Raw genomic sequence first — 19,996 nt, forward strand, 5'->3', positions numbered from 1 at the left:
TAAAGATTACACTGAGCCGCTCACAGGTCAACCGTCACTCAGATCACCCGGATGCCCAAGTGTCCGGCCAACAAGGGTGCGAGCAGGCTGAGCTGGTAATCATCGACGACTGCCCCGGACAGGCCGCCGAGTCCATTGATCATCCGGAAGTCCGAGCTTCTCAGGTCCACATCCTTGAGCCTGGCTCCCGAGACATCCAACGTCCCGACGGTGCAATCCTTGAGCACCACACGCGTCGCGGTGCAGGAACCGAGGTCCAGTTCGTTGATGATGCAGCCCGTGATCACTACGTCCGTGAGTTTGGATCCCCGCAGGTTCAGGAAGTCCAGCTTGCCGCCGTCGATCTTTACCGAGTTCCAGGTGCCCTCGTACATCTCCGCCGAACCCCAACGCGGGTTGCTGATCTCCACTTCACGCCACGAGCTGCGCGCCGCCGTGAATACCGGAGCGTAGGGCTCATTCAAGATGCAGTCCCGGAAGGTCGCGCCGCGCAGCTGGGCTTCGTTGAAGGAGACTCCGTTGAATTCGCACTCGATGAAATCGGCTCCGCTCAGTTCCGCACCGTCGGCGTCGGCACGGTTGAGACGCACGCCGTCGTACCGTTCCCCGCGCTGGAAGTCCGGGGCGGCATCGTCGCGGAGCCCGTCGAGCGTGATCGGGGAAATCCGGGGCTGGCTGGGCGTGGTGCTGTGGTCCATGCATCGAGCCTAGCTGCGACCGCTGACAAAGACAGCTGACAATGACACTTGCGCGCTCTGGCAGGATTGCACCATGGCGCACATCGACTTGAGCACGGAAAGCGCGGCAGCAGGAGGCTCCCGGACACTGCAGGGTTACCTCGCCGAGCCCGACGGCGAAGGTCCGTTTCCCGGCGTCGTGCTTATCCATGAAGCGTTCGGGCTCGACGGCGTGATGCGCCGCCACGCAGACCGGCTTGCCGAGGCTGGTTACCTGACGCTCGCCGTCGACCTCTTCAGCGACGGCGGCGCGAGGCGCTGCCTCGTGGCGACCATGCGGTCCATCATGTCGGGCACCGGCCGGGCCTTCACGGACATCGCGACGGCGCGGTCCTGGCTCCGCGGCGATGCCAGGTGTTCCGGCAAAGTAGGCGTCATCGGGTTCTGCATGGGAGGCGCATTCGCCCTGCTCGCCGCCCACGATGACTTCGACGCCGCATCCGTGAACTACGGCCAGTTGCCGCGGGACCTCGAGCACGCTTTGGAAGGGGCATGTCCAGTGGTCGCCAACTACGGAGCCAAGGACCGGACCATGCCTGGCGCGGCCGCGAAGTTGGAGGCTGCGCTCACGAACCTCGGGATCGAGCACGACGTCAAGGAATTCCCGACGGCGGGCCACGGCTTCATGAACGACGCGCCAGTTGGGCCTCGGCCCCTACGGCCCCTGATGCGGGTGATGGGAATCAAACCCGATCCGGCCGCCGCTCCGGAAGCGTGGCAGCGCATCGAGGAGCACTTCGCGAGATACCTCAGGGTTTAAATGCCCGACGGCGGCCGCCCCACCAAGGAGGCGACCGCCGTCGTCGGGCCCCGCTAGCTAAAAAGCTCGCTCTTCGGCTCGTTGTTCTTGACCTTCTGCCAGCCAAGCCACAGCACCAAGGCGAAGAACGGGATGGTGGCCAGGGTCCAGAGGCCCAGGAGGAACACCTCGCCCGTGGCCTTGTCCGTCATGGTATCCATGCCGATCAGCACGGTGATGGCCAGCAGGGCGACCAGGCCGATCCAGCTGGTCCACGGCGAACCCGGCATGGGGAGGCTGGAGACGTTGCCCTTCTTCTTGCGCAAGGCGATCTGGCTCGCGAAGATCGAGCCCCACGTGAAGATGACGCCGATCGAGGCCGTGTTCAGCGCGAGGTCGAAGGCGTGCGAACCACCCAACCAGATGTTGAGCAGAATGCCCACGAGGTAGACGGCGCCGATGGCGAGGATGGCGGCGTAGGGCACGTGGCGCGTGGACATCTTCGTCAGCCACTGAGGGGCATGTCCATTGTTGGCCATGGTCCGGAAAATGCGGCCGATCGAGTACAGGCCCGAGTTGCACGAAGACAGGGCGGCCGTAATGACGATCATGTTCATGACGTCGCCCATCCACGGCAAGCCCATCTGGCCGAACACCGTGACGAACGGAGAGGTGCCTGCGTGGTACTGGTCCGAGGGCAGGAGCATCGCCAGCAGCGTCACGGAACCGACATAGAAAACCACAATGCGGAGCACGACGGCGCGGATCGCCTTGGGCACTTCGCGTTCCGGGTTCTCCATCTCGCCGGCGGTGATGCCGACCAGCTCGATGGCGTTGTAGGCAAAGATCACGGCGTTGAGGACCAGGATCATCACCAGGCCGCCCTTGGGGAACATGCCGCCGTCGGCAGCGAAGAGGTTGGTCGGAGACGCATGTCCGGCGCCGACCTGCGCGTTCGTGACCACCATGAAGGTGCCCACGGCGAGGAAGATCAGGATCGCGGCGACTTTGAGGCAGGACGCCCAGAATTCGAATTCGCCGAAGGCCTTGACGCTGAACAGGTTAACGGCCACCAGCAGCACCAGTGCGGCAATGGCGGACAGCTCAACGGGGACGTTGGGGAAGAAGAACTGGAAGTAGAGCCCAATTGCGATCAGTTCGGCGATGCCTGTCATGGCCCAGTTGATGAAGTACATCCAACCGGAGAGGTAGGCGCCTTTTTTGCCGAACATTTCGCCGGCGTAGCTGACGAAGGAGCCGGAGGTCTGGCGGTACATGATCAGTTCGCCGAGGGCCCGCATCAGCAGGTAGGCGATAACGCCGGCGATGGCGTAGGAGAAAATGAGGGCCGGGCCCGTGGAAGCGAGCCGTCCACCGGCTCCCATGAAGAGGCCGACGCCGATCGCGCCACCCATCGCGATCATCGTGACGTGGCGGCGGCTCAGGGTCTTCTGGTAGCCCTCGGCGCTGAGGTTTTCGGAAGTTGTAGCGGTACTGGGCGCAGCCAGGGTTCCCGGCTCACGCTGAAGGTCGGTTGTGGTGTTTTGAGACACAGCTGTTCCTTGTGGGTTGAGAAGATTCCGGCCTCGGCTTCACGCGCATCAGCACAAGGAATTCGAGCTTTAAGCCTGTTGGCAAGTCGAATCAGTGGCAAAAACGCGGAAGCGTCGAAGGTAAATCCGGCAAAACCATCGTACCCGGTGATTTCGGCGGATCGTGACGCGGGCAACAAAGAGGGGCGTTACGCTGGACCTATGGGCAACATTCCGCCGGCCGGCAGGCTATACCGCTTCACGGGATTGGACGCTGCGGCTTTCGGACTCTATGTCTCGTTGGCAGCCGTCCTCAGCCTCGCCACGGCCCCGGTGACGACTTTCGTCCAGCACGTCTTCCCCGATCCCAGCACTACCGTCTTCGCAATCAACCTAGCTTTCTACGCTTGCGTGGGCCTGTTCGCCGTTGCCGCTTCGTGGCGCGTCATAGGCCGCGACCTCCTGATCCTGTCCACACGTCCGTGGTTCACGCTCGCCATGATTCCGCTGGCGATCGTGGCCATGCTGGTTATCACCGCCGTCCTGGTGACAGTCACCGGCTCGGCCAAAGCGTCGCAAAACCAGCTGGGCCTCCAGTCCCTGGTCCTGCAGCTCCCGGCCTGGTTCGTGGTGCCCTTGCTGGTGGTGTTGGGGCCTTTCGTGGAGGAATACCTTTTCCGGCACCTGCTCATCGGCAAGCTGTCCCGTCGCGTCAATATTTGGCTATGTTGCGCACTGTCCGTGCTTTGTTTCGCCGCCATCCACGTGGTGGGACGTGAGGGCCTGGTGCTTCCCGCCGTGGCCCCGTACCTCGGAATGGGCGTTGTCCTTGTGGCCGTCTACGTCTGGACCGGGAACAACGTGATGTTTTCCTATTTCGTTCATGCCGCCAAGAACCTGCTGGCCGTCGTCGTGATCTACGCGGTCCCGCCGCAACTCCTCGGCGGCTAAACCCCGCCACATCCGGACCGGAACTGTCCGCCAGGCACTTCCCCGCCACGCGCCGTCGTCGTAGGTTCAGTCCATGGCACTGAACTTTCAGGTAGTGATCGACTGCAAGAATCCGCATGCCCTCGCCGATTGGTGGGCCGAGACGCTCGAGTGGATTGTGGAACCCCAGGACGAGGCGTTCATCCGGTCCATGGTGGATCAAGGCTTTGCCACGGAAGAAGAAACCACCACGCACAACGGCAAACTCGTGTGGAAGGACGGCGCGGCAATCGGCCCGGAAGAAGACCAGGACAAGGACACCCGCCGCCGCTTCCTGTTCCAGACCGTTCCCGAGGAAAAGACAGTCAAGAACCGCGTTCACTGGGACGTCCGGCTCAACGGACAGGGCAAGGACGACGTCCGTGCCGCTTTGGAAGCCCGGGGCGCGAAATACCTGTGGACGGCCAAGCAAGGGCCCCACGAATGGCACACCATGGCAGATCCCGAAGGCAACGAGTTCTGCATCAGCTGAGGGGATTACTAGACTCTGAGGGTGAGCAACGACTTCCCCGCCAAGGTTTCCGACGTCTTTGACCCATCGCGCTGGCGTAACGTGGCCGGTTTCGACGATTTCCAGGACATGACCTACCACCGGCAGGTCGAGCGGGACGCCGACGGAAAAGTGACAAGGGATCTTCCCACCGTCCGGATCGCCTTCAACCGCCCGGAGGTCCGCAACGCCTTCCGCCCCGGCACTGTCGACGAGCTGTACCGCGCCATGGACCACGCACGGATGACTCCGGACGTCGCCACAGTGCTCCTCACCGGAAACGGCCCCTCCCCCAAGGACGGCGGGCATTCCTTCTGCTCCGGCGGGGACCAGCGGATCCGCGGCCGCGACGGCTACCGGTACGTGGTCCAAGACACGGCTGACGGCGGGACGCAGGAGAAGATCGACCCTGCCCGGGCCGGCCGCCTGCACATCCTGGAAGTCCAGCGGCTCATGAGGACCATGCCCAAGGTGGTCATCGCCGTCGTGAACGGCTGGGCTGCCGGTGGCGGCCACTCACTCCACGTCGTCAGCGACCTCACCATCGCCTCCCGCGAGCACGGGAAGTTCAAGCAGACCGATGCCACCGTGGGAAGTTTCGACGCCGGTTACGGCTCGGCGCTGCTGGCCCGCCAGATCGGCCAGAAAGCCGCGCGCGAGATTTTCTTCCTGGCCCGTGAGTATTCCGCTGAGGACATGGTCCGCATGGGCGCCGTCAACGAGGCCGTGGACCACGAGCGGCTGGAGGAAGTCGCTTTGGAGTACGCCGCCGACATCGCGCGGCAGTCCCCTCAAGCCATCCGCATGCTCAAGTTTGCCTTCAACCTCGCCGACGACGGCCTGGCCGGCCAGCAGGTCTTCGCCGGGGAGGCCACTCGCTTGGCCTACATGACGGACGAGGCAGTGGAGGGCAAGGAAGCGTTCCTTGAGAAGCGCGATCCGGACTGGTCCAACTTTCCGTACTACTTCTAGGACCCGCCCGTGAACATCGATCCTGTCCTGAAAGCCCTGGCCGCCGCCCTCCACGGTGAGGGACCCGCCGTCGAAATCCTCGTCACAGAGGATGGAACCCCGCATGCGGCGCCCGTTGAAACGCCCGGTTTCGAGGACGCCGCACTGGTGGTGCGCACCTCCGGTTCCACGGGCACGCCGAAGGCCACGGTCCTCACGGTCGACCAGCTTGCTGCTTCATCCATGGCCACGGCCATCGCGCTCCGCGGCGAGGGACAGTGGCTCCTGGCCTTGCCGCTGCAATACGTTGCCGGGGTCCAGGTGTTGGTCCGTTCGCTCTTCGCCGGCGCGCGGCCATGGGTCATGGACCTCTCAAACGGCTTCACCCCGGAGGCCTTCACCGAGGCCGCCGAGGAGCTGACGGACACCATCCGCTTCACCTCGCTCGTCCCGACGCAGCTGCAGCGGCTCCTGGACTCGCCGTCGCCTCGGACCCTCGCGGCCATGCGCCGTTTCAACGCCATCCTCCTGGGCGGCGCGCCTGCTTCCGCCGCGCTGCTGGACGCCGCCAAGGACGCCGGGCTGAAGATCGTCACCACGTATGGGTCCGCCGAGACGTGCGGCGGCTGCGTGTACAACGGAAGCCCGATCGAGGGGGTGCGGGTCATGCTCGACGACGACGGCCGCGTCCTCCTGGGCGGCGCCACCGTGGCCTCCGGTTACCTCGACGCGCCCGAGGCGACCGCCGAGGCGTTCTTCGAGGAGGACGGCACCCGCTGGTACCGCACCAATGATCTAGGCGAGCTCGCCGACGACGGGACCCTCACGGTGCTCGGGCGCGCCGACGACGTCATCATCACCGGCGGCGTGAAAGCCTCCGCAGCGTTCATCCAGGCGGAGCTGGAAAAGTTCGACGGCGTCACGGCGGCTTTCGTGGCCGGGGTGCCTTCGCGTGAGTGGGGCCAGGCGGTGGCTGCCTATGTCGCCGTCGAGGACACCTCCCCGGAAGCCGTCGCTTCGTACAGATCCCGCGCCCAGGCGGCGCTGGGGGCCCTCGCGCCCAAAACGGTGCTGAACGCGGATTCCCTCATCATGCTCCCCAACGGAAAGCCTGACCGGCTCGCGATGATCGAGCTTCTCGCCCAGGTGCATCAGGGAGAATAGAACACGTCCTCCCTGACCGCCATCTGCCTTCCCCCAACGCGAAACAACACGAGGTACTAAACGTGGCAACAGCTGCACAATGGATTCAAGGCGCCCGCCCGCGCACCCTGCCGGCCGCGATCGCGCCGGTGCTGATCGGCACGGCAGCCGCCTACGAGCTGCAATCCTTCCGGCCCTTGAACGCCATCCTCGCAGCCGTCGTGGCGCTGCTGCTGCAGATCGGCGTCAACTACGCCAACGACTACTCGGACGGCATCCGTGGCACGGACGAGGACCGTGTTGGTCCGCTCAGGCTGGTCGGCTCCGGCGCGGCTCGCCCTGACCACGTCAAGTGGGCTGCATTCGGCGCATTCGGCCTGGCCATGATTTTCGGCCTGATCCTGGTGGTCATTACCCAGGCATGGTGGCTGATCCTGGTGGGCATCGGCTGCGTCCTGGCCGCCTGGGGGTACACCGGCGGCAAGAACCCTTACGGCTACATGGGTCTGGGCGACCTCTTCGTCTTCGTCTTCTTCGGCCTCGTCGCAACGCTGGGCACCACCTACACGCAGGCCGGGCAGGTGAGCCTTCCGGCCGTTATCGGTGCGATCGGCACGGGATTGATCGCCACCGCGCTCCTGATGGCCAACAATGTGCGCGACATCCCGACGGACGCCGCCGCTGGCAAACGGACCCTGGCGGTGCGGCTGGGCGACCGCCACGCCCGCGAGAGCTACGTCTTGATGCTTGCCGTCGCGATCCTCCTGGTAGTGGTGCTGGCGCCCGCCAAGCCGTGGATGCTGATAGTGCTGCTGCTGATCCCCGCTTGCCTCATGCCGGCCTGGCTTATGGTCAACGGCCGGAAGCGCAAGAGCCTCATCCCGGTCCTCAAGCAAACAGGAATGATCAACCTCGGCTACAGCTTGCTGTTCTCGCTAGGCCTCATCCTGACCCACGGCTTCTAAGCCTCACTCACATCCGGGGGCCCTTCGCCCGACGCTCTCTCACATCCGGGGGCCCTTCGCCCGACGCTCTCTCACATCCGGGGGCCCTTCGCCCGACGCTCTCTCACATCCGGGCCGGTTTCCCCCGACCCCTGCTCACATCCGGGCCGGTTGTCCGACGGAAACCCCAGATATGTGACCGGACGTCCGCGGGAAACCCGTTATAAGTGACCGGTCGTCCGCGGGAGACGCGGTTTAGGTGACCGGGCGTCCTTCCCCGGCCCTCGCTCGCTCACATCCAGGCCGGTTTCCCCCGACCCTCACTCACATCCAGGCCGGTTTCCCCCGACGCTCGCTCACATGATGTGACCGGGCGTCCAAGGGGGACCCCACATGATGTGACCGGGCGTCCGCGGGAAACCCGTTATAAGTGACCGGGCGTCCTTCTAGGATTCCTTGGGGCGTCGGTCGTTCTCGACCCTCACCGTGGGGTTTTCGTCGACCATTCGGTCCTCGATGGAGGCGTCCTCGATCTCCAATGCGGAGCGGATGGGCTTGGCCCGCCCGGAGAAACGTTCGCGCATGGCGGCAGTGGCGGCGTCGCGCTGCTTCTGGAAGAACAGGTAACTAATGGCGAAAGCGATGAGGCCGGCGAATATCGCTGCCAGCACCAACCCTGTCTGCAGGAGGGCGAAGAGGACGAAGAGCGGAAGGAAGATCGCCAGGCGGATCAGGGAGTATTTGAGGAAAGCCACGCATCAAGTTTACCCTCGCAGCCTGATTGCGCCCTGATCGTGCAGCTTTCGCCGAACCCGACGACGACTAGACTTGACGGTATGCTTCGCGTTGCTGCCGCTGTCGTTGTCCTCCTCGTGTTCGTCTACGGGCTGGTAGATGTCATCCGCACCGACCGCCGCGATACCCGGGGAATTTCCAAACCCGCGTGGATTGTCGTCATGATCCTGTTGCCGGTCCTCGGCGCCGTTCTCTGGTTCCTGATTGGCCGTCCGTACAAGTTCCGGGCCGCCCCTCAGCCCGCGAGCCACTCCGTTGCCCCCGACGACGACCCCGACTTTCTCCGCAATCTGGAGGTCCGCCGCCGCAACCAGGCCGAGGCCGAGCGGCTGAAGAAACTCAAGGCCGAACTTGAGGCCAAGGAACGCAAGCTCAAGGGCGAATCCAAGGCCGACGACACCGGCGACAGCACCAGCTGACAGGCTCTACCGAATCTTCCTGACCCCTTTTGAAACGCGAACGACGGCGACACGCCCGCAAGTGCGGAGTGTCGCCGTCGTGGTTTGGTCAAAAAGGGTCAGGACGGTCAGGCGCCCCTCCCGAGCAGACTTACGAGAGCCCCGAGTAAGAGTGCAGGCCGTTGAAGAACACATTGACCACCGTGAAGTTGAAGATCACGCACAGGTATCCCGCGATCGACAACCAGGCGGCGCGGGTTCCCGTCCAACCGCGGGTGGCGCGCGCGTGCAGGTAGCCGGCGTAGACCACCCAAATCACGAACGTCCAGACTTCCTTGGTGTCCCAGCCCCAGAAGCGGCCCCAGGCCTTTTCCGCCCAGATGGCGCCGAACATGAGGGTGAAGGTCCAGCCCACGAATCCCACCGTGTTGATGCGGTAGGACAGGTTTTCGAGGCTCAACGCATTCGGTACCAGCCGCAGGAAGCCCAGTTTGTCCACACCGCCGGCCGCCAGGGTCTTCTGCCGGTGCGATTGCAGCAGCTGCAGCGCCGACATGGCGAACGTCAGGGTGAACAGCGAGGCGGACATCACGGCGATGGAGACATGGATGACCAGCCAGTAGCTTTGGAGCGCCGGAACCAAGTGGCCCACAGGGGTCCAGTACGTAACCGACGCGGCCACCATCATGATCACCGCGAGGCCCAGCACGAACGTGCCAAGGAAGCGCAGGTCGCGGCGGATGAGCGAGAGCAGGAAGACTGCAACCACCAGGAACGCGCCGGTGGTCAGGAACTCGTACATGTTGCCCCACGGCACGCGGCCTGCGCCGATCGCGCGGGTGACGACTCCGGCGCCGTGCACTGCCACGCCGATGATCGCGACTGCCACGGCCACGCGGGCGGGAATGCGGCGCTCGGCGGCGTACTTCATGTCACCGCCGGCGGTCTGGTTGACGGAGGTGACCGCCGACGTCGGCCGCTCGGTCCTGCCGGCAGGACCGCCGACGTCGTTTCCACCGGCACGCCCGACGGCGACCGGAACCTTGGCCTCGGCTGGCACCGAAGAGGCCGCCTTCAGGTCCACTGCCTTCAGCATTTTGCTGCTCTTGGCGAGGTCCCACGCGAAAGCGATGAACGCCACCGTGTAGGTGCCGGCCGCGAGCAGCATGAAAAGCTCGCTGTATTGGCCCATGGTTTCGTTGATGGGGAACATTACTGGTCCTTCGAGGTTGGGGAAGAAACGGTGTCGGTGGACGGCTCTTTGGAGAGCTGCCATTCTCGTTGCAGCAGTTCGCGGATCGCGGCAGCTTCGCCGGCCAGCCGGTGGTCCTCTCCGCGGGCGAGGAGGCCGTACTCCACCATTGTGCGCCCGTCGTCGTGGGTTCCGGTGCGGACCCAGACACGACGGCGGTTCAGGTAGAGGGAAAGAATCAGTCCGGCGACCGCCAGCAAGGCGAACACGAGCGCGGTGGCCTGGCCCGGATTGTGGTGGATGTCGACGCCGACGTACTTCTTGACGCCGTCAAAGGTGATGCTGCCCTTGCCGTTCGGAAGCTTGTAGGTGCCACCGGGGGCGAGCGCGATGGCCTTGTCCGCCATGCCGCGGCCATTGAGCGGGGTCAGCTTGGCGACGTCGAGCTCGAAGACGTTCTGCGGGGCACCCTTGTTCAAGCCGAGGTCGCCGTAGTACGAGTTGAGGTTCAACTGCGGGTTGAAGAGCGAGGGATCGCCGCTGTAGGCGACGCCCTTGTCCGTCTGCATTGCCGTGGGCAGGAAGAACCCTGCGAAGCCGAGCTGATCGGGCTTGGCGTCGGGAACCTTGATGACCACGGACGAGTAGTAGTTGTCACCTTGCAGCTTGGCCACGACAGGTCCCTGCATCGCGACGTTGCCGGCGCCGTCCCGGACGGTGACCACCGGGGCGTATCCGTTGCCCGTCAGGTAAATGCTGGTGTCGCCGAGGGACACCGGATCGTTGACCTTGAGGACCTGTTTCTTGGCAGGAGCGTCCGGCGTTTCCTTGGTGGTGACGTCCGCCGAGAAGTCGATGGGCTGGCCGAAGTGGGCCGGGGATTCGCGGTCGAACTGGACGTCGAACTTGTTCAGCTGGATCGAGTACGGCTGCAGCCAGCTGCTCTGGAAGTTGGTGCCGGGGCTGAACTGGTCGTAGCCCACCAAGGTGTTCACGAAGGTGTCGCCTTCCACCAGGATGCGCTGGCCGCTGTAGCCAAAGAGTCCGCCGACGGCCACCGAAATCAGCACTCCGATCAGCGAAGCGTGGAACACGAGGTTTCCCACTTCCTTGAGGAAACCGCGCTCGGCACCCAAGGAAGGCATGGCGGCGTCGACGTCGCGCACCTCCACGCGGTAGCCGCGCTTCTTCAGCACCGCGGCGGCGTCGGAGATAGCCTTCGACGCCGGGATCCCGGCGTCGGCGGGCAGCACAAAGGTGCCGTACTCCGGGAGGCGCGAAAGACGCTTCGGAGTCCGCGGCGGCTGGGAGCGCACTGCCTTGTAGTGGGCGATGGCTCGCGGCGTGACACAGCCGATCAGGGAGATGAACAGCAAGATGTAGATCGCCGAGAACCAAGCCGAGGAGTACACGTCATAGAGCTGTACGGAGTCCAGGAGCTTGCCGTAGTCCGGGTGGTCGCTGATGTACTGCGTCACGATCGCAGGGTTCGCGGGACGCTGCGGGAACAACGAGCCCGGAACGGCCGCGACGGCCAGGAGCAGCAGCAGGAACAGCGCCGTACGCATGCTGGTCAGCTGGGTCCAGGCCCAGCGCAGCATGCCTACGATGCCCAGGACGGGCAGTGCCGCCTCGGCTTTGGCGGACTTTTTGGACTTCTCTTTACCTGGCACGGACTCGCTCATCAGATCGGCAACTTCACATCGGTTTGGAACCAGTACTGCAGCCCGGTAACCCAGGCGCTCCACACTCCGGTGGCCATCAGGATTCCCAAGAGGATCAGGATGCCCCCGCCCAGCCGCTGGATCGCGAGGCGATGCCTGCGGAAGAAGGACATCACACCCATCCCGCGGCGGACCGCGAGGGCGATCAGCAGGAAGGGGATGCCAAGGCCAAGGCTGTAGATGAACGCCAGGAGGGCCCCCTTGGCAGCGGACGATCCCCCCGAAAGGCTCAGCAATTGGACCGCGGAATAGGTGGGGCCAATACAGGGAGCCCAGCCGAGTCCGAACGTGATGCCCAACAAAGGAGCACCCCACAGCCCGGCCGGGGGCTTGGCATGGATTTTCGCGTCACGCTGCAACCACCCGAACCCGCCAAGGAAGACGACGCCCATGACGATCACCAGCACGCCCAGCAATTGCGTGATCCACGCGTTCTGCGGGCCGGTGATGAGAGTCCCCAACTGCCCGAACGCGCCGCCGAGCAGGACAAAGATGGCAGAGAATCCGAGGACGAACAGGCCGATTCCCGCGAGCATGCGCCCGCGCTTTTGCTTCTGGAGGTCGACGCCGCTCAGCCCGGTCACGTAGCCAAGGTAGCCAGGTACCAGCGGCAGCACGCATGGCGACAGGAAGGACACGAGTCCGGCCAGCAGAGCCACGGGAATGGCCAGCAGCAAGGAACCGCTCAGGATGGTTTCGGCGAAAGGGCTGTTCACGCTGTCCGGGCCACCTACTCGGCAACCGCGGTGGTGATGAGGGCCTTGAGGGTGCTCTTCTCGATCTCGCCGAGGACGCGCGAAGCAACTCTGCCTTGCTTGTCGAGGACAAGCGTAGTGGGCACCGCGCCCGGGGGAACGATGCCGGAGACGGACAGCAGCACAGCGCCGTCCTTGTCGTTGAAGCTGGGGTACGTGAGCTTGAATGTCTGGTCGAACGCATCGGCCGTAGCCTTCTCGTCCCGGAGGTTCACGCCGTAGAACTGGACACCTTTGCTCTTGAACTCCTGGTGCAGTTCCTCAAGGATCGGCGCTTCAACCCGGCACGGCGCGCACGCGGCGAACCAGAAGTTAAGGACGGTTACTTTGCCCAGGAGGTCCTGCGGCGTCACCGCGGTTCCGTCAAACAACGTGCCCTTGATCCCGACGGCGGCCTTGCGGTCCGCTGCGGCGAACTCGGTCACCGAGCCGTCGCCGGCGACGTAGTTCTTGTTATCGCCGGCTTTGGCTTGCTTGGCCAGGGCGTCTTCCTGCGCGCAGGCGGACAGGCCCATCGTCAAGGCAGTAAGGGCTACTCCCCCGGCTGCAAGGAAGCTACGGCGGGAGGCCAGGGCTGCGTTGATCTTCAGGCCGCTGGCCCTGCGGCTAGTGGTGTTCCCGTCCATTGTCATGCTCCGGACGTCTTCGCGGCACCGGGCAGCAGCACCGCGGCGGGTTCGCTGTAGTCCACCCGGGCAACCTTGCCGTCGTCGAACACCAAGGAAGTCAGGGACGCCAGCGTGCACTCGCGTTGGCGCGGATCATGCCACAGCGGCCTGCCCTCCGCGCTGCGGCGCGTCGCATAGATGGGAAGCTGGTGGCTGACGAGGATGGCTTCGGCGCCGTCGCCGCCAAGTTCGATTGCCTTCAGCCGGGCGTCCTCGACGGCGGCACGCATCCGGGCGACCTGCTCGCGGTAAGGCTCGCCCCAAGACGGACGCAACGGATTGCGGTACTCGAGCCAATGCTTGGGCTTGATGAATTCGGCGGTATTGGCTTTGAGCCCTTCAAAGTGGTTCTCCGCCTCGATGATCCGCGGTTCCGTGTGGACCTCGAGGTCCAACGCCTGGGAAGTGGGAAGGGCGGTTTCCTGCGCGCGGGTCAACGGTGAGGAGGCAAGGTAGACAATGTTCGCCCCCTGCGCGACGCGGGAAGCGAAGTGGTCGGCAAGCATCTTGGCCATTTCGCGGCCGCGTTCGGAGAGGTGGAATTCGGGCAGCCTGCCGTACAGAATGCCGTCGGGATTGTAGACCTCGCCATGGCGGAGCAGATGGACAGTTGCTTGGGGCATGTTTACCAGTTTCTCAAAGAAGGCGGGCGATCTGAAATCTTCTACGTTTCGTAGAACTGAAACTTTCCTCGAAATGTTCCCCGCAGGTGGAATAAAAGATGCGTTTGCATGTTTATACTGGACGCAAGGTTCGGTTGACACTTCAACTAAGTGTGGCCGAACGACCGATGAAGCTACGATCACACCTTCCTAAGGAGAACCCCATGACACTTCCCGCAAACGTCGTCACCGGAGTCTGGACCCTCGACAACTCCCACAGCGAAATCGGCTTCACCGTCCGCCACGCAGGCATCAGCAAGGTCCGCGGCCAGTTCACCGAGGCAGAGGCCACCCTTGAACTCGGCAGCAGCCTGACTGACGCCAAGGTCACGGCGACCATCCAGGCCGCCAGCTTCGACTCGGGCGACGCCAACCGCGACGGCCACGTCAAGGGCGAGGACTTCTTCGACGTGGAGAAGTTCCCGGAGATCACGTTTGTCTCCCGGCACGTCAAGGCCAACGGCGACAGTTTCGACGTCGTGGGCGATCTGACCATCAAGGGCGTCACCAAAGAGGTGACCATCGAGACCGAGTTCAACGGCATGGCCGTTGACCCGTTCGGCAACACCCGCGCAGGCGTTTCCGGGGAGACCACCATCAGCCGCAAGGACTTCGGCCTGACCTGGAACGCAGTCCTCGAGGCCGGGGGCGTCCTGGTTAGCGACAAGGTTGTCATCAACCTGGAACTGGCTTTCATCGCACCTTCCGCCTAATCCCGGGTTTCCCGACTGAACGGCGCCTCCGGGGCTGCATCACGTGTGCAGCCCCGGAGGCGCCGTTTTTGCTCGCGGTGTCACCGTTTCGCCCGCGCCGTTTTGCCGCGGTATCAGCCGCCCATTCTTCGCCGAAAAGCCGATACTTACCGGCAAATTAGCCAAGAATTTCCTATGAATCCTTAAACCTCAGGTCTAAAGTGATGCCATGAGTAACCCAAACGAAGCTCCTGAGCCTCAGCAGCCCGGAGCCCAACCACAGCAGCCCGGCAATGTCCCTCCTGCGGGTTACCAACCTCCGCAGGAATACCAAGCACCTCCTTCCTACCAAGCGCCCCCCGCCTACCAGCAACCCGCCCCCGGATACCAGCAGCCCTCCCCCGGATACCAGCAGCAAGGCCAGGCTGGGCACGGCGAAGGATTCCGCTTCGAGATGCCGACCGACGGTCCGAAGAACTTCAACGATGTCCTGCCCCAGGGCGGTTTTTCCGGCATGTTCAAGGTCACCGGCATGCCGACGGAGCTGAAGGTCTCCTACTGGATCTGGCTCATTGGTGGACTCCTGGGCGCCTTGGGTGCCCTGCTCGGCCTCTTTGGCTCCATTGTGCTGTTCACGCTCGCGCCGGATGTCGCCGTCGTCGTCCTCCTTCTGGTACTGATAGCGCTGGTTGTGGCGGCCGCCCAAATCGTCTTCGCCATGAAGATGAAGGAGGGCATGGAGTGGGCCCGCCTCGCGCTGACCGTCATCGCCGCAATTTCCCTGATCCTCTCGATCGTCGGCGGAGCGATGGCAAGAGGACAGGGCAGCAACTGGTTCGGCTTCGTCATCAGCCTGGTCGCAACGGTCCTGATGTGGCTGCCCAATTCGCAGGCTTGGTTCAAGTCCGCGAGGGGCGCCGTCTAGCCACCCCGTTCCACACCGGAATCTCAAGCTGAAGGCCGCGGCCGGTCCTTGAAGGACACCGCGGCCTTCCGTTTGTCCGTAGACGATTCATGGGAGATCCGCCGAGGCCCGTCGGGCGAGAATTCTTGCCGGGAATCATCACCAGCGCAGTGCCGCCGGGGTACGGTGGACTTAAGCCGAGCTGGGGGCAGGGCATGTTGCACCCGGCAGCCATATCCGCAGTCGACACGCAAAGGAATGCCATGAGCACCCCTCCGTACCCGCCGTCCACACCTGGCGAGGATCCCACCCCCGAGGAACCGAAATACGGCCAGCAGACACCCCAGCAGCCGTACGCTCCTCCGTATGGGCAGCAGACCCCGCAATACGGGCAGCCTTCCGCTCCCCAGTACGGGCAGCAGACCCCGCAATACGGCCAGCCTTCCGCACCCCAGTACGGGCAGCAGACCCCGCAATACGGCCAGCCTTCCGCACCCCAGTACGGGCAGCAAGCCCCGCAGTACGGCCAGCAAGCCCCGCAGTACGGGCAGCAGGCGCCCCAGTACGGCCAGCCTTCCGCACCCCAGTACGGCCAGGGCGGTCCGGTCACATGGCCGAGCCAGCAGCCCGCGGCGTCCTCCCGGGTCCCGCAACTGGTCAACATTTCCTTCTGGCTCATGATTGCCGCCGGTGTACTGACCTTGGTCGGGATTCCCATTAGCATCGCTTCGCTGAACTCGCCGGCTGGCAAGAACATGCTCGCTCAGGCCCTGTCCGCGCGAGGCGCCGCTACTTCAGGTATGGACATCAACAGCCTCGTCGGCGTTCTTGTCACCTTCGTGGTTGTCTTTTCGGTGATCTTTGCCGGGCTTTATGCGCTGGTTGCGTTCAATGTCCGCAAGGGGAAGAACTGGGCCCGTATCCTGGGCACCGTCTTTGCCGGAATTTCCCTCCTGGGCCTGACCCAGATCGGCATCGGCACCATCACCATCCTCTTGGGCATCGCCGCGATCGTGCTGCTTTACTTGCCGGCGTCGGCACCGTACTTCCGGAAAGCCCAGCCGTTTGCCAATCCTTACGGCCAGCCGCCGTACGGGCGCTAGGCCGGAGCCGAACGGCCACCAGTCCTGAGGACCAAAAAACGACGGGCGCGGACCCGGCCCTGCCTAAACGGCCTGGCCCGGAGTCTGCGCCCGTTGTGCGTGATACGCCAGGATCTGCAGCTCGGTGGCCATGTCCACCTTGCGCAGATTCACGTAAGGAGGAACCTGCAGCAGCACCGGTGCAAAACTGAGGATGCTGCGGATGCCTGCGCCAATGACGCGGTCGCAGACGTCCTGCGCCACCGCGGCCGGGAGGGCCAGGACAACCATGTTGGTGCCGGTCCGTTGAAGGACCGATTCAAGATTGGCCACGTCGCTGACCCGCAGCCAGCCCACTTCGTTCCCGATGACCATGGGGTCGGCGTCGAGGATCGCCACCACGTCAAAGCCGCGCGATTCGAAGCCGCCGTACCGTGCCAAGGCCTTGCCGAGGTTGCCGGCGCCCACAATGGCCACTTTCCAATCATGGGTGAGGCCAAGCGCCGCCGCGATATGGCGGCTGAGATACTGGACTTCGTATCCCACGCCCCGCGTTCCATAGGAGCCGACGTAGGAGAGGTCTTTGCGCAAGGTGGACGAGCTGACGCCCGACGCCTCGGCCAACGCTTCGGAGGAAACCCGTTCCACGCCTTCGCCCAGCAAGGAGTTCAGGGCGCGCAGGTAAAGCGTCATCCGGGCCACAGCAGCGGGCGGTATCTGCTTCGCGGCAGACTCCTTGTCCCCGGGTACGGCCTCGGCGGACGGTTCCAGCGCAGTCACGTTTTTCTCCATTGCGTCGCTTTGTTTTCCCACTCTATTGCCAACAAAGCACAGCACGCATGTTCAGGCGGCGATGGCCTTTTTCAGGACACGCACCAATCGTGCCTCGTCGATTTTCCAAAAATCGCGCTGGATTCCGTCCACGAACACCACCGGGATCTCCTCGGCGTAGCGCTCTCGCATCACCGGGTCATTGTCGATCGACCGTTCCGTCCAGGTGAGCCCAAGGCTTGAGGTCACGCGTTCGACGGCGTCACGCGCCGCGGCGCAAAGGTGACAGTCGGCTTTGGTGAGGAGTACGACGTCGGGATTCGGCATGCTTCAACGGTATCTCTTCAGCGTCGGAACAACCGTCGCGAACGGCAGGCGGCCGGGTGAATGACTAGACTCGAGACATGCCCGTCGAGAAAAACGCCGTTGTGGCCACCGCGCCGGCTGCAACGCAGCAACACGGCGAAGCCGCATTCTTCGACGTCGACAACACCCTCATGAGGGGCGCCAGCCTCTTCCATGTGGCCCGGAAGATGTACGAACGCAAGGCCTTCACCCTTTCCCAGGCCGCGGGCTTCGCCTGGAAGCAATTCAAGTTCGTGCTCCGCGGCGAGAACATGCAGGACGTCCATTCCGTCCGGGATTCCGCCCTGATCCTAGCGGCCGGGATCAAGGTCTCCGATATCAAGGAGCTGGGCGAAGAGGTCTACGACGAGATGATCGAGTCGCGGATTTGGCCCGGTACCAAGGCCCTGGCGGAACAACATCTGCGTGTTGGCCGGCAGGTATGGCTTGTGACCGCCACACCAATCGAAGTTGCCACCGTGATTTCCACCCGGCTCGGCCTGACCGGCGCCCTGGGCACCGTGGGCGAGGTTGAGGAAGGCGCTTATACGGGCCGGTTGGTGGGCGAGATCCTCCACGGATCGGCCAAAGCCGTGGCCGTGCAGCGCGTCGCGGACGAGGAGGGCCTGGACCTGAAGCGCTGCTGGGCGTACAGCGATTCGCACAACGACATTCCGCTCCTCACCTTAGTTGGCCACCCCGTGTGCATCAATCCCGATTCCGGGCTTCGCCGCCACGCGCGCGAGAACAACTGGCCTGTCTATGACTTCCGTTCCGGCCGCCGGGCAGCCACTCTCGGGCTCAAGGCCGCGACCGTCGGAGGCGCCGTCTACGGTTTGTGGCGGGGTTTCGCGAAGTTCCGCACCCCGAGGGTCTAACTCCCCCAACCCCCGGTCACCTATGACCCCCCAACCCCCGGTCACGTCTGACGCCAGAACCCCCAACCCCCGGTCACCTATGACGCCAGAACCGACAACCCTCGGTCACCTCTGACCCCAGAACCCCCAACCCCCGGTCACCTCTCACCCCAGAACCGACAACCATAGTGCACTCGATGTGAAGGATGGTTCCGGCAGCCGGCCGCATAGGTGACCGAGCGTCCCCCAAACACCCCACCAAGGTGACCGAGCGTCCCCCAAACACCCGACAAACGTGACCGAGCGTCCCCCAAACACCCGACAATCGTGACCGAGCGTCCCCACTGCGGGAAGGCAATGCGAAGCTTGAAAGGGACCGGCTTGTAGGGTTGTCGAGTGCAGCAGATGAAGCGACGGATACCGGCAGCCGCAGTGGTGGCGGCCCTTGCCGCGGTCCTGGCAGTAGCGGGGTGTTCCGGGAGTGCGACGTCGCCGTCGGGTAGTCCGTCATCGTGTCCGGTTCCGGCCCGCCCGACCGGGTCCGCGCCGGGTGTGCTCTTCGGCGTTAATCTGGACTGGGGCCATGAACAGCTCTCGGAATACGCCCGGAACCTCGGCCATCACCCGGGCGTGGCCGTCTCCTTTTCCGGTTTCCCCTTCACGGACACGGAGCGGAAGAATATCCAGGGCGCGGCGGACCAAGTCCGTATCCAGGGTGCGACGCTGCTACTGACTCTCGAGCCGCACGCGGGGCTGGCTTCAGTCTCTGATGCGCCGCTGAAGGATTTGCAGGCTCTTTTGACCGCCATCAACGACTCGGGCGTTCCAGTAATTGTCCGCTTCGGGCAGGAGATGAACGGTTCCTGGTACGAATGGGGCGAGCAGCCAACCGGGTACATCGCCGCTTTCCGCAAGCTCGCGGCGGCGGTGCACGCAGCGCCCTCGAGCGCGACAATGTGGGCGCCGAACTACGGCGGCGGCTACCCTTTCGCGGGCGGGAAATTCGAGGCGGCAAAGGGAACCGCCGACTTCACGGCACTTGATACAAACCACGACGGCGTTCTGGACGGTAACGACGACCCGTACGCACCGTACTACCCGGGCGACGACGTTGTGGACTGGGTGGGCATGTCCCTGTATCACTGGGGAAATACCTACCCGTGGGGTGCAAACGTGGTTCCGGAGCCGGACAAGTTCGTACAACAACTCACCGGCACCTACAACGGCGCGGGCGGAAACGACCTCGGCGTTCCGGACTTCTACACCAATTACGGGGTCAACCACTCCAAGCCGGTCGCGATCGCCGAAACGGCCGCGCTCGTGAACACGAGCCGCGACGCCACCGACGCACTGGCCATCAAGCAGACCTGGTGGAACCAGGTCCTCTCCCCCGAGATCACCACGCGCTTCCCGGACCTGAAGATGGTCAACTGGTTCGAATGGGACAAATACGAGACCGAAGTCAAAGCTCAGGTCGACTGGACTGCCACCAAGGTCCCGACGGTCCGGGATGCCTTCACCAAGGCCCTGCCGTCTTGGCTTTTGTACGGCACTGGCCAGCAATGCACTCCCGCCCACCCGAGCGCAGGCTAAAGGACACCAGGGACGGCGGCAATACCGACGGC

General features: G+C 64.1%; 22 protein-coding genes. 12 read left to right on the forward strand and 10 right to left on the reverse strand.

The genetic code is table 11. The features are described 5' to 3' along the window. Window positions 1-38: 38 nt before the first annotated feature. The gene (locus L0B83_RS10195; RefSeq protein WP_234758300.1) at window positions 39-698 is read right to left on the reverse strand and encodes a pentapeptide repeat-containing protein; all 660 of its coding nucleotides are present in this window, start codon (window positions 696-698) and stop codon (window positions 39-41) included. Window positions 699-771: 73 nt separating this feature from the next. Between L0B83_RS10195 and L0B83_RS10200 the strand changes: the two genes are divergently transcribed. Then, window positions 772-1,497, forward strand: a complete 726-nt coding sequence (locus L0B83_RS10200; protein WP_234758301.1) for a dienelactone hydrolase family protein — start codon at window positions 772-774, stop codon at window positions 1,495-1,497. A gap of 53 nt (window positions 1,498-1,550) precedes the next feature. On the opposite strand, the gene L0B83_RS10205 is transcribed toward L0B83_RS10200, so the two are convergent. After that, complete coding sequence (locus tag L0B83_RS10205) at window positions 1,551-3,029, reverse strand: amino acid permease (RefSeq protein ID WP_234758302.1); 1,479 nt, start codon at window positions 3,027-3,029, stop codon at window positions 1,551-1,553. 201 nt (window positions 3,030-3,230) lie between these two features. Between L0B83_RS10205 and L0B83_RS10210 the strand changes: the two genes are divergently transcribed. The 5 genes from L0B83_RS10210 to L0B83_RS10230 all read left to right on the forward strand — a co-directional run bounded on the left by L0B83_RS10210 (window position 3,231) and on the right by L0B83_RS10230 (window position 7,547). Then, the gene (locus L0B83_RS10210; RefSeq protein WP_234758303.1) at window positions 3,231-3,959 is read left to right on the forward strand and encodes a CPBP family intramembrane glutamic endopeptidase; all 729 of its coding nucleotides are present in this window, start codon (window positions 3,231-3,233) and stop codon (window positions 3,957-3,959) included. 73 nt (window positions 3,960-4,032) lie between these two features. Continuing rightward, the gene (locus L0B83_RS10215; protein ID WP_234758304.1) at window positions 4,033-4,470 is read left to right on the forward strand and encodes a VOC family protein; all 438 of its coding nucleotides are present in this window, start codon (window positions 4,033-4,035) and stop codon (window positions 4,468-4,470) included. A 21-nt stretch (window positions 4,471-4,491) separates the two neighbouring features. Further along, window positions 4,492-5,460, forward strand: coding sequence for a 1,4-dihydroxy-2-naphthoyl-CoA synthase (locus L0B83_RS10220; RefSeq protein WP_234758305.1), 969 nt, complete (start codon window positions 4,492-4,494; stop codon window positions 5,458-5,460). 9 nt (window positions 5,461-5,469) lie between these two features. After that, entirely contained in the window at window positions 5,470-6,603 is a 1,134-nt protein-coding gene (locus L0B83_RS10225) for an AMP-binding protein (RefSeq protein WP_234758306.1), read from the forward strand. 62 nt (window positions 6,604-6,665) lie between these two features. Then, on the forward strand, window positions 6,666-7,547 hold the full coding sequence (locus L0B83_RS10230; RefSeq protein WP_234758307.1) for a 1,4-dihydroxy-2-naphthoate polyprenyltransferase: 882 nt from the start codon (window positions 6,666-6,668) through the stop codon (window positions 7,545-7,547). A 425-nt stretch (window positions 7,548-7,972) separates the two neighbouring features. Here L0B83_RS10230 and L0B83_RS10235 read toward each other — a convergent pair whose 3' ends face one another. Beyond that, window positions 7,973-8,281 (reverse strand): DUF4229 domain-containing protein, encoded by a 309-nt coding sequence (locus L0B83_RS10235; RefSeq protein ID WP_234758308.1) that lies wholly within the window; start codon window positions 8,279-8,281, stop codon window positions 7,973-7,975. A gap of 81 nt (window positions 8,282-8,362) precedes the next feature. On the opposite strand from L0B83_RS10235, the gene L0B83_RS10240 reads away from it, so the two are divergent. Then, window positions 8,363-8,740, forward strand: coding sequence for a PLD nuclease N-terminal domain-containing protein (locus L0B83_RS10240; RefSeq protein ID WP_234758309.1), 378 nt, complete (start codon window positions 8,363-8,365; stop codon window positions 8,738-8,740). A 130-nt stretch (window positions 8,741-8,870) separates the two neighbouring features. Here L0B83_RS10240 and ccsB read toward each other — a convergent pair whose 3' ends face one another. The 5 genes from ccsB to L0B83_RS10265 are packed head-to-tail and all read right to left on the reverse strand — an operon-like array spanning window position 8,871 to window position 13,681. Then, a complete protein-coding gene (ccsB, locus tag L0B83_RS10245) occupies window positions 8,871-9,932 on the reverse strand; it encodes a c-type cytochrome biogenesis protein CcsB (protein ID WP_234758310.1) in 1,062 nt (353 codons plus the stop codon). Next, window positions 9,932-11,596 (reverse strand): cytochrome c biogenesis protein ResB, encoded by a 1,665-nt coding sequence (gene resB, locus L0B83_RS10250; RefSeq protein ID WP_234758311.1) that lies wholly within the window; start codon window positions 11,594-11,596, stop codon window positions 9,932-9,934. Before resB ends, ccsB begins: the two co-directional genes overlap by 1 nt. Next, window positions 11,596-12,351, reverse strand: a complete 756-nt coding sequence (locus L0B83_RS10255; protein WP_234758312.1) for a cytochrome c biogenesis CcdA family protein — start codon at window positions 12,349-12,351, stop codon at window positions 11,596-11,598. The genes resB and L0B83_RS10255 overlap by 1 nt, the downstream gene beginning before the upstream one ends. Before the next feature lie 14 nt (window positions 12,352-12,365). Then, window positions 12,366-13,016 (reverse strand): TlpA family protein disulfide reductase, encoded by a 651-nt coding sequence (locus L0B83_RS10260; protein ID WP_372461184.1) that lies wholly within the window; start codon window positions 13,014-13,016, stop codon window positions 12,366-12,368. A gap of 2 nt (window positions 13,017-13,018) precedes the next feature. After that, window positions 13,019-13,681 carry a histidine phosphatase family protein gene (locus L0B83_RS10265; protein ID WP_234758313.1) on the reverse strand — a complete coding sequence of 221 codons (663 nt, stop codon included), beginning with the start codon at window positions 13,679-13,681 and terminating at the stop codon, window positions 13,019-13,021. Between the two features lie 203 nt (window positions 13,682-13,884). Between L0B83_RS10265 and L0B83_RS10270 the strand changes: the two genes are divergently transcribed. The 3 genes from L0B83_RS10270 (at window position 13,885) to L0B83_RS10280 (ending at window position 16,419) form a co-directional block, all read left to right on the forward strand. Beyond that, window positions 13,885-14,433 carry a YceI family protein gene (locus L0B83_RS10270; RefSeq protein ID WP_234758314.1) on the forward strand — a complete coding sequence of 183 codons (549 nt, stop codon included), beginning with the start codon at window positions 13,885-13,887 and terminating at the stop codon, window positions 14,431-14,433. 208 nt (window positions 14,434-14,641) lie between these two features. Next, window positions 14,642-15,337 carry a hypothetical protein gene (locus tag L0B83_RS10275; protein ID WP_234758315.1) on the forward strand — a complete coding sequence of 232 codons (696 nt, stop codon included), beginning with the start codon at window positions 14,642-14,644 and terminating at the stop codon, window positions 15,335-15,337. Window positions 15,338-15,579: 242 nt separating this feature from the next. After that, complete coding sequence (locus L0B83_RS10280) at window positions 15,580-16,419, forward strand: hypothetical protein (protein WP_234758316.1); 840 nt, start codon at window positions 15,580-15,582, stop codon at window positions 16,417-16,419. Between the two features lie 63 nt (window positions 16,420-16,482). Here L0B83_RS10280 and L0B83_RS10285 read toward each other — a convergent pair whose 3' ends face one another. Together L0B83_RS10285 and L0B83_RS10290 are read right to left on the reverse strand one after the other, a co-directional pair. Next, the gene (locus L0B83_RS10285; protein ID WP_268820774.1) at window positions 16,483-17,190 is read right to left on the reverse strand and encodes a redox-sensing transcriptional repressor Rex; all 708 of its coding nucleotides are present in this window, start codon (window positions 17,188-17,190) and stop codon (window positions 16,483-16,485) included. A 51-nt stretch (window positions 17,191-17,241) separates the two neighbouring features. Continuing rightward, on the reverse strand, window positions 17,242-17,496 hold the full coding sequence (locus tag L0B83_RS10290; RefSeq protein WP_234758318.1) for a glutaredoxin family protein: 255 nt from the start codon (window positions 17,494-17,496) through the stop codon (window positions 17,242-17,244). A 77-nt stretch (window positions 17,497-17,573) separates the two neighbouring features. Here L0B83_RS10290 and L0B83_RS10295 point away from each other — a divergent pair, with 77 nt between their 5' ends. Together L0B83_RS10295 and L0B83_RS10300 are read left to right on the forward strand one after the other, a co-directional pair. Continuing rightward, window positions 17,574-18,392 carry an HAD family hydrolase gene (locus L0B83_RS10295; protein WP_234758319.1) on the forward strand — a complete coding sequence of 273 codons (819 nt, stop codon included), beginning with the start codon at window positions 17,574-17,576 and terminating at the stop codon, window positions 18,390-18,392. A gap of 384 nt (window positions 18,393-18,776) precedes the next feature. Beyond that, window positions 18,777-19,964, forward strand: a complete 1,188-nt coding sequence (locus L0B83_RS10300) for a glycoside hydrolase family 26 protein (RefSeq protein ID WP_234758380.1) — start codon at window positions 18,777-18,779, stop codon at window positions 19,962-19,964. Window positions 19,965-19,996: the final 32 nt, after the last annotated feature.

The organism is Arthrobacter alkaliphilus, from assembly GCF_021483235.1.
In the GTDB taxonomy this organism is placed as follows: domain Bacteria; phylum Actinomycetota; class Actinomycetes; order Actinomycetales; family Micrococcaceae; genus Arthrobacter; species Arthrobacter alkaliphilus.

What these genes read in the sequence shown, in the direction of transcription:
- L0B83_RS10195 (WP_234758300.1), bottom strand. Translation starts at nt 698, where the DNA reads ATGGACCACAGCACCACGCCCAGCCAGCCCCGGATTTCCCCGATCACG.
- L0B83_RS10200 (WP_234758301.1), top strand. Translation starts at nt 772, where the DNA reads ATGGCGCACATCGACTTGAGCACGGAAAGCGCGGCAGCAGGAGGCTCC.
- L0B83_RS10210 (WP_234758303.1), top strand. Translation starts at nt 3,231, where the DNA reads ATGGGCAACATTCCGCCGGCCGGCAGGCTATACCGCTTCACGGGATTG.
- L0B83_RS10215 (WP_234758304.1), top strand. Translation starts at nt 4,033, where the DNA reads ATGGCACTGAACTTTCAGGTAGTGATCGACTGCAAGAATCCGCATGCC.
- L0B83_RS10240 (WP_234758309.1), top strand. Translation starts at nt 8,363, where the DNA reads ATGCTTCGCGTTGCTGCCGCTGTCGTTGTCCTCCTCGTGTTCGTCTAC.
- ccsB (WP_234758310.1), bottom strand. Translation starts at nt 9,932, where the DNA reads ATGTTCCCCATCAACGAAACCATGGGCCAATACAGCGAGCTTTTCATG.
- resB (WP_234758311.1), bottom strand. Translation starts at nt 11,596, where the DNA reads ATGAGCGAGTCCGTGCCAGGTAAAGAGAAGTCCAAAAAGTCCGCCAAA.
- L0B83_RS10260 (WP_372461184.1), bottom strand. Translation starts at nt 13,016, where the DNA reads ATGGACGGGAACACCACTAGCCGCAGGGCCAGCGGCCTGAAGATCAAC.
- L0B83_RS10265 (WP_234758313.1), bottom strand. Translation starts at nt 13,681, where the DNA reads ATGCCCCAAGCAACTGTCCATCTGCTCCGCCATGGCGAGGTCTACAAT.
- L0B83_RS10270 (WP_234758314.1), top strand. Translation starts at nt 13,885, where the DNA reads ATGACACTTCCCGCAAACGTCGTCACCGGAGTCTGGACCCTCGACAAC.
- L0B83_RS10275 (WP_234758315.1), top strand. Translation starts at nt 14,642, where the DNA reads ATGAGTAACCCAAACGAAGCTCCTGAGCCTCAGCAGCCCGGAGCCCAA.
- L0B83_RS10280 (WP_234758316.1), top strand. Translation starts at nt 15,580, where the DNA reads ATGAGCACCCCTCCGTACCCGCCGTCCACACCTGGCGAGGATCCCACC.
- L0B83_RS10285 (WP_268820774.1), bottom strand. Translation starts at nt 17,190, where the DNA reads ATGGAGAAAAACGTGACTGCGCTGGAACCGTCCGCCGAGGCCGTACCC.
- L0B83_RS10290 (WP_234758318.1), bottom strand. Translation starts at nt 17,496, where the DNA reads ATGCCGAATCCCGACGTCGTACTCCTCACCAAAGCCGACTGTCACCTT.
- L0B83_RS10295 (WP_234758319.1), top strand. Translation starts at nt 17,574, where the DNA reads ATGCCCGTCGAGAAAAACGCCGTTGTGGCCACCGCGCCGGCTGCAACG.
- L0B83_RS10300 (WP_234758380.1), top strand. Translation starts at nt 18,777, where the DNA reads ATGAAGCGACGGATACCGGCAGCCGCAGTGGTGGCGGCCCTTGCCGCG.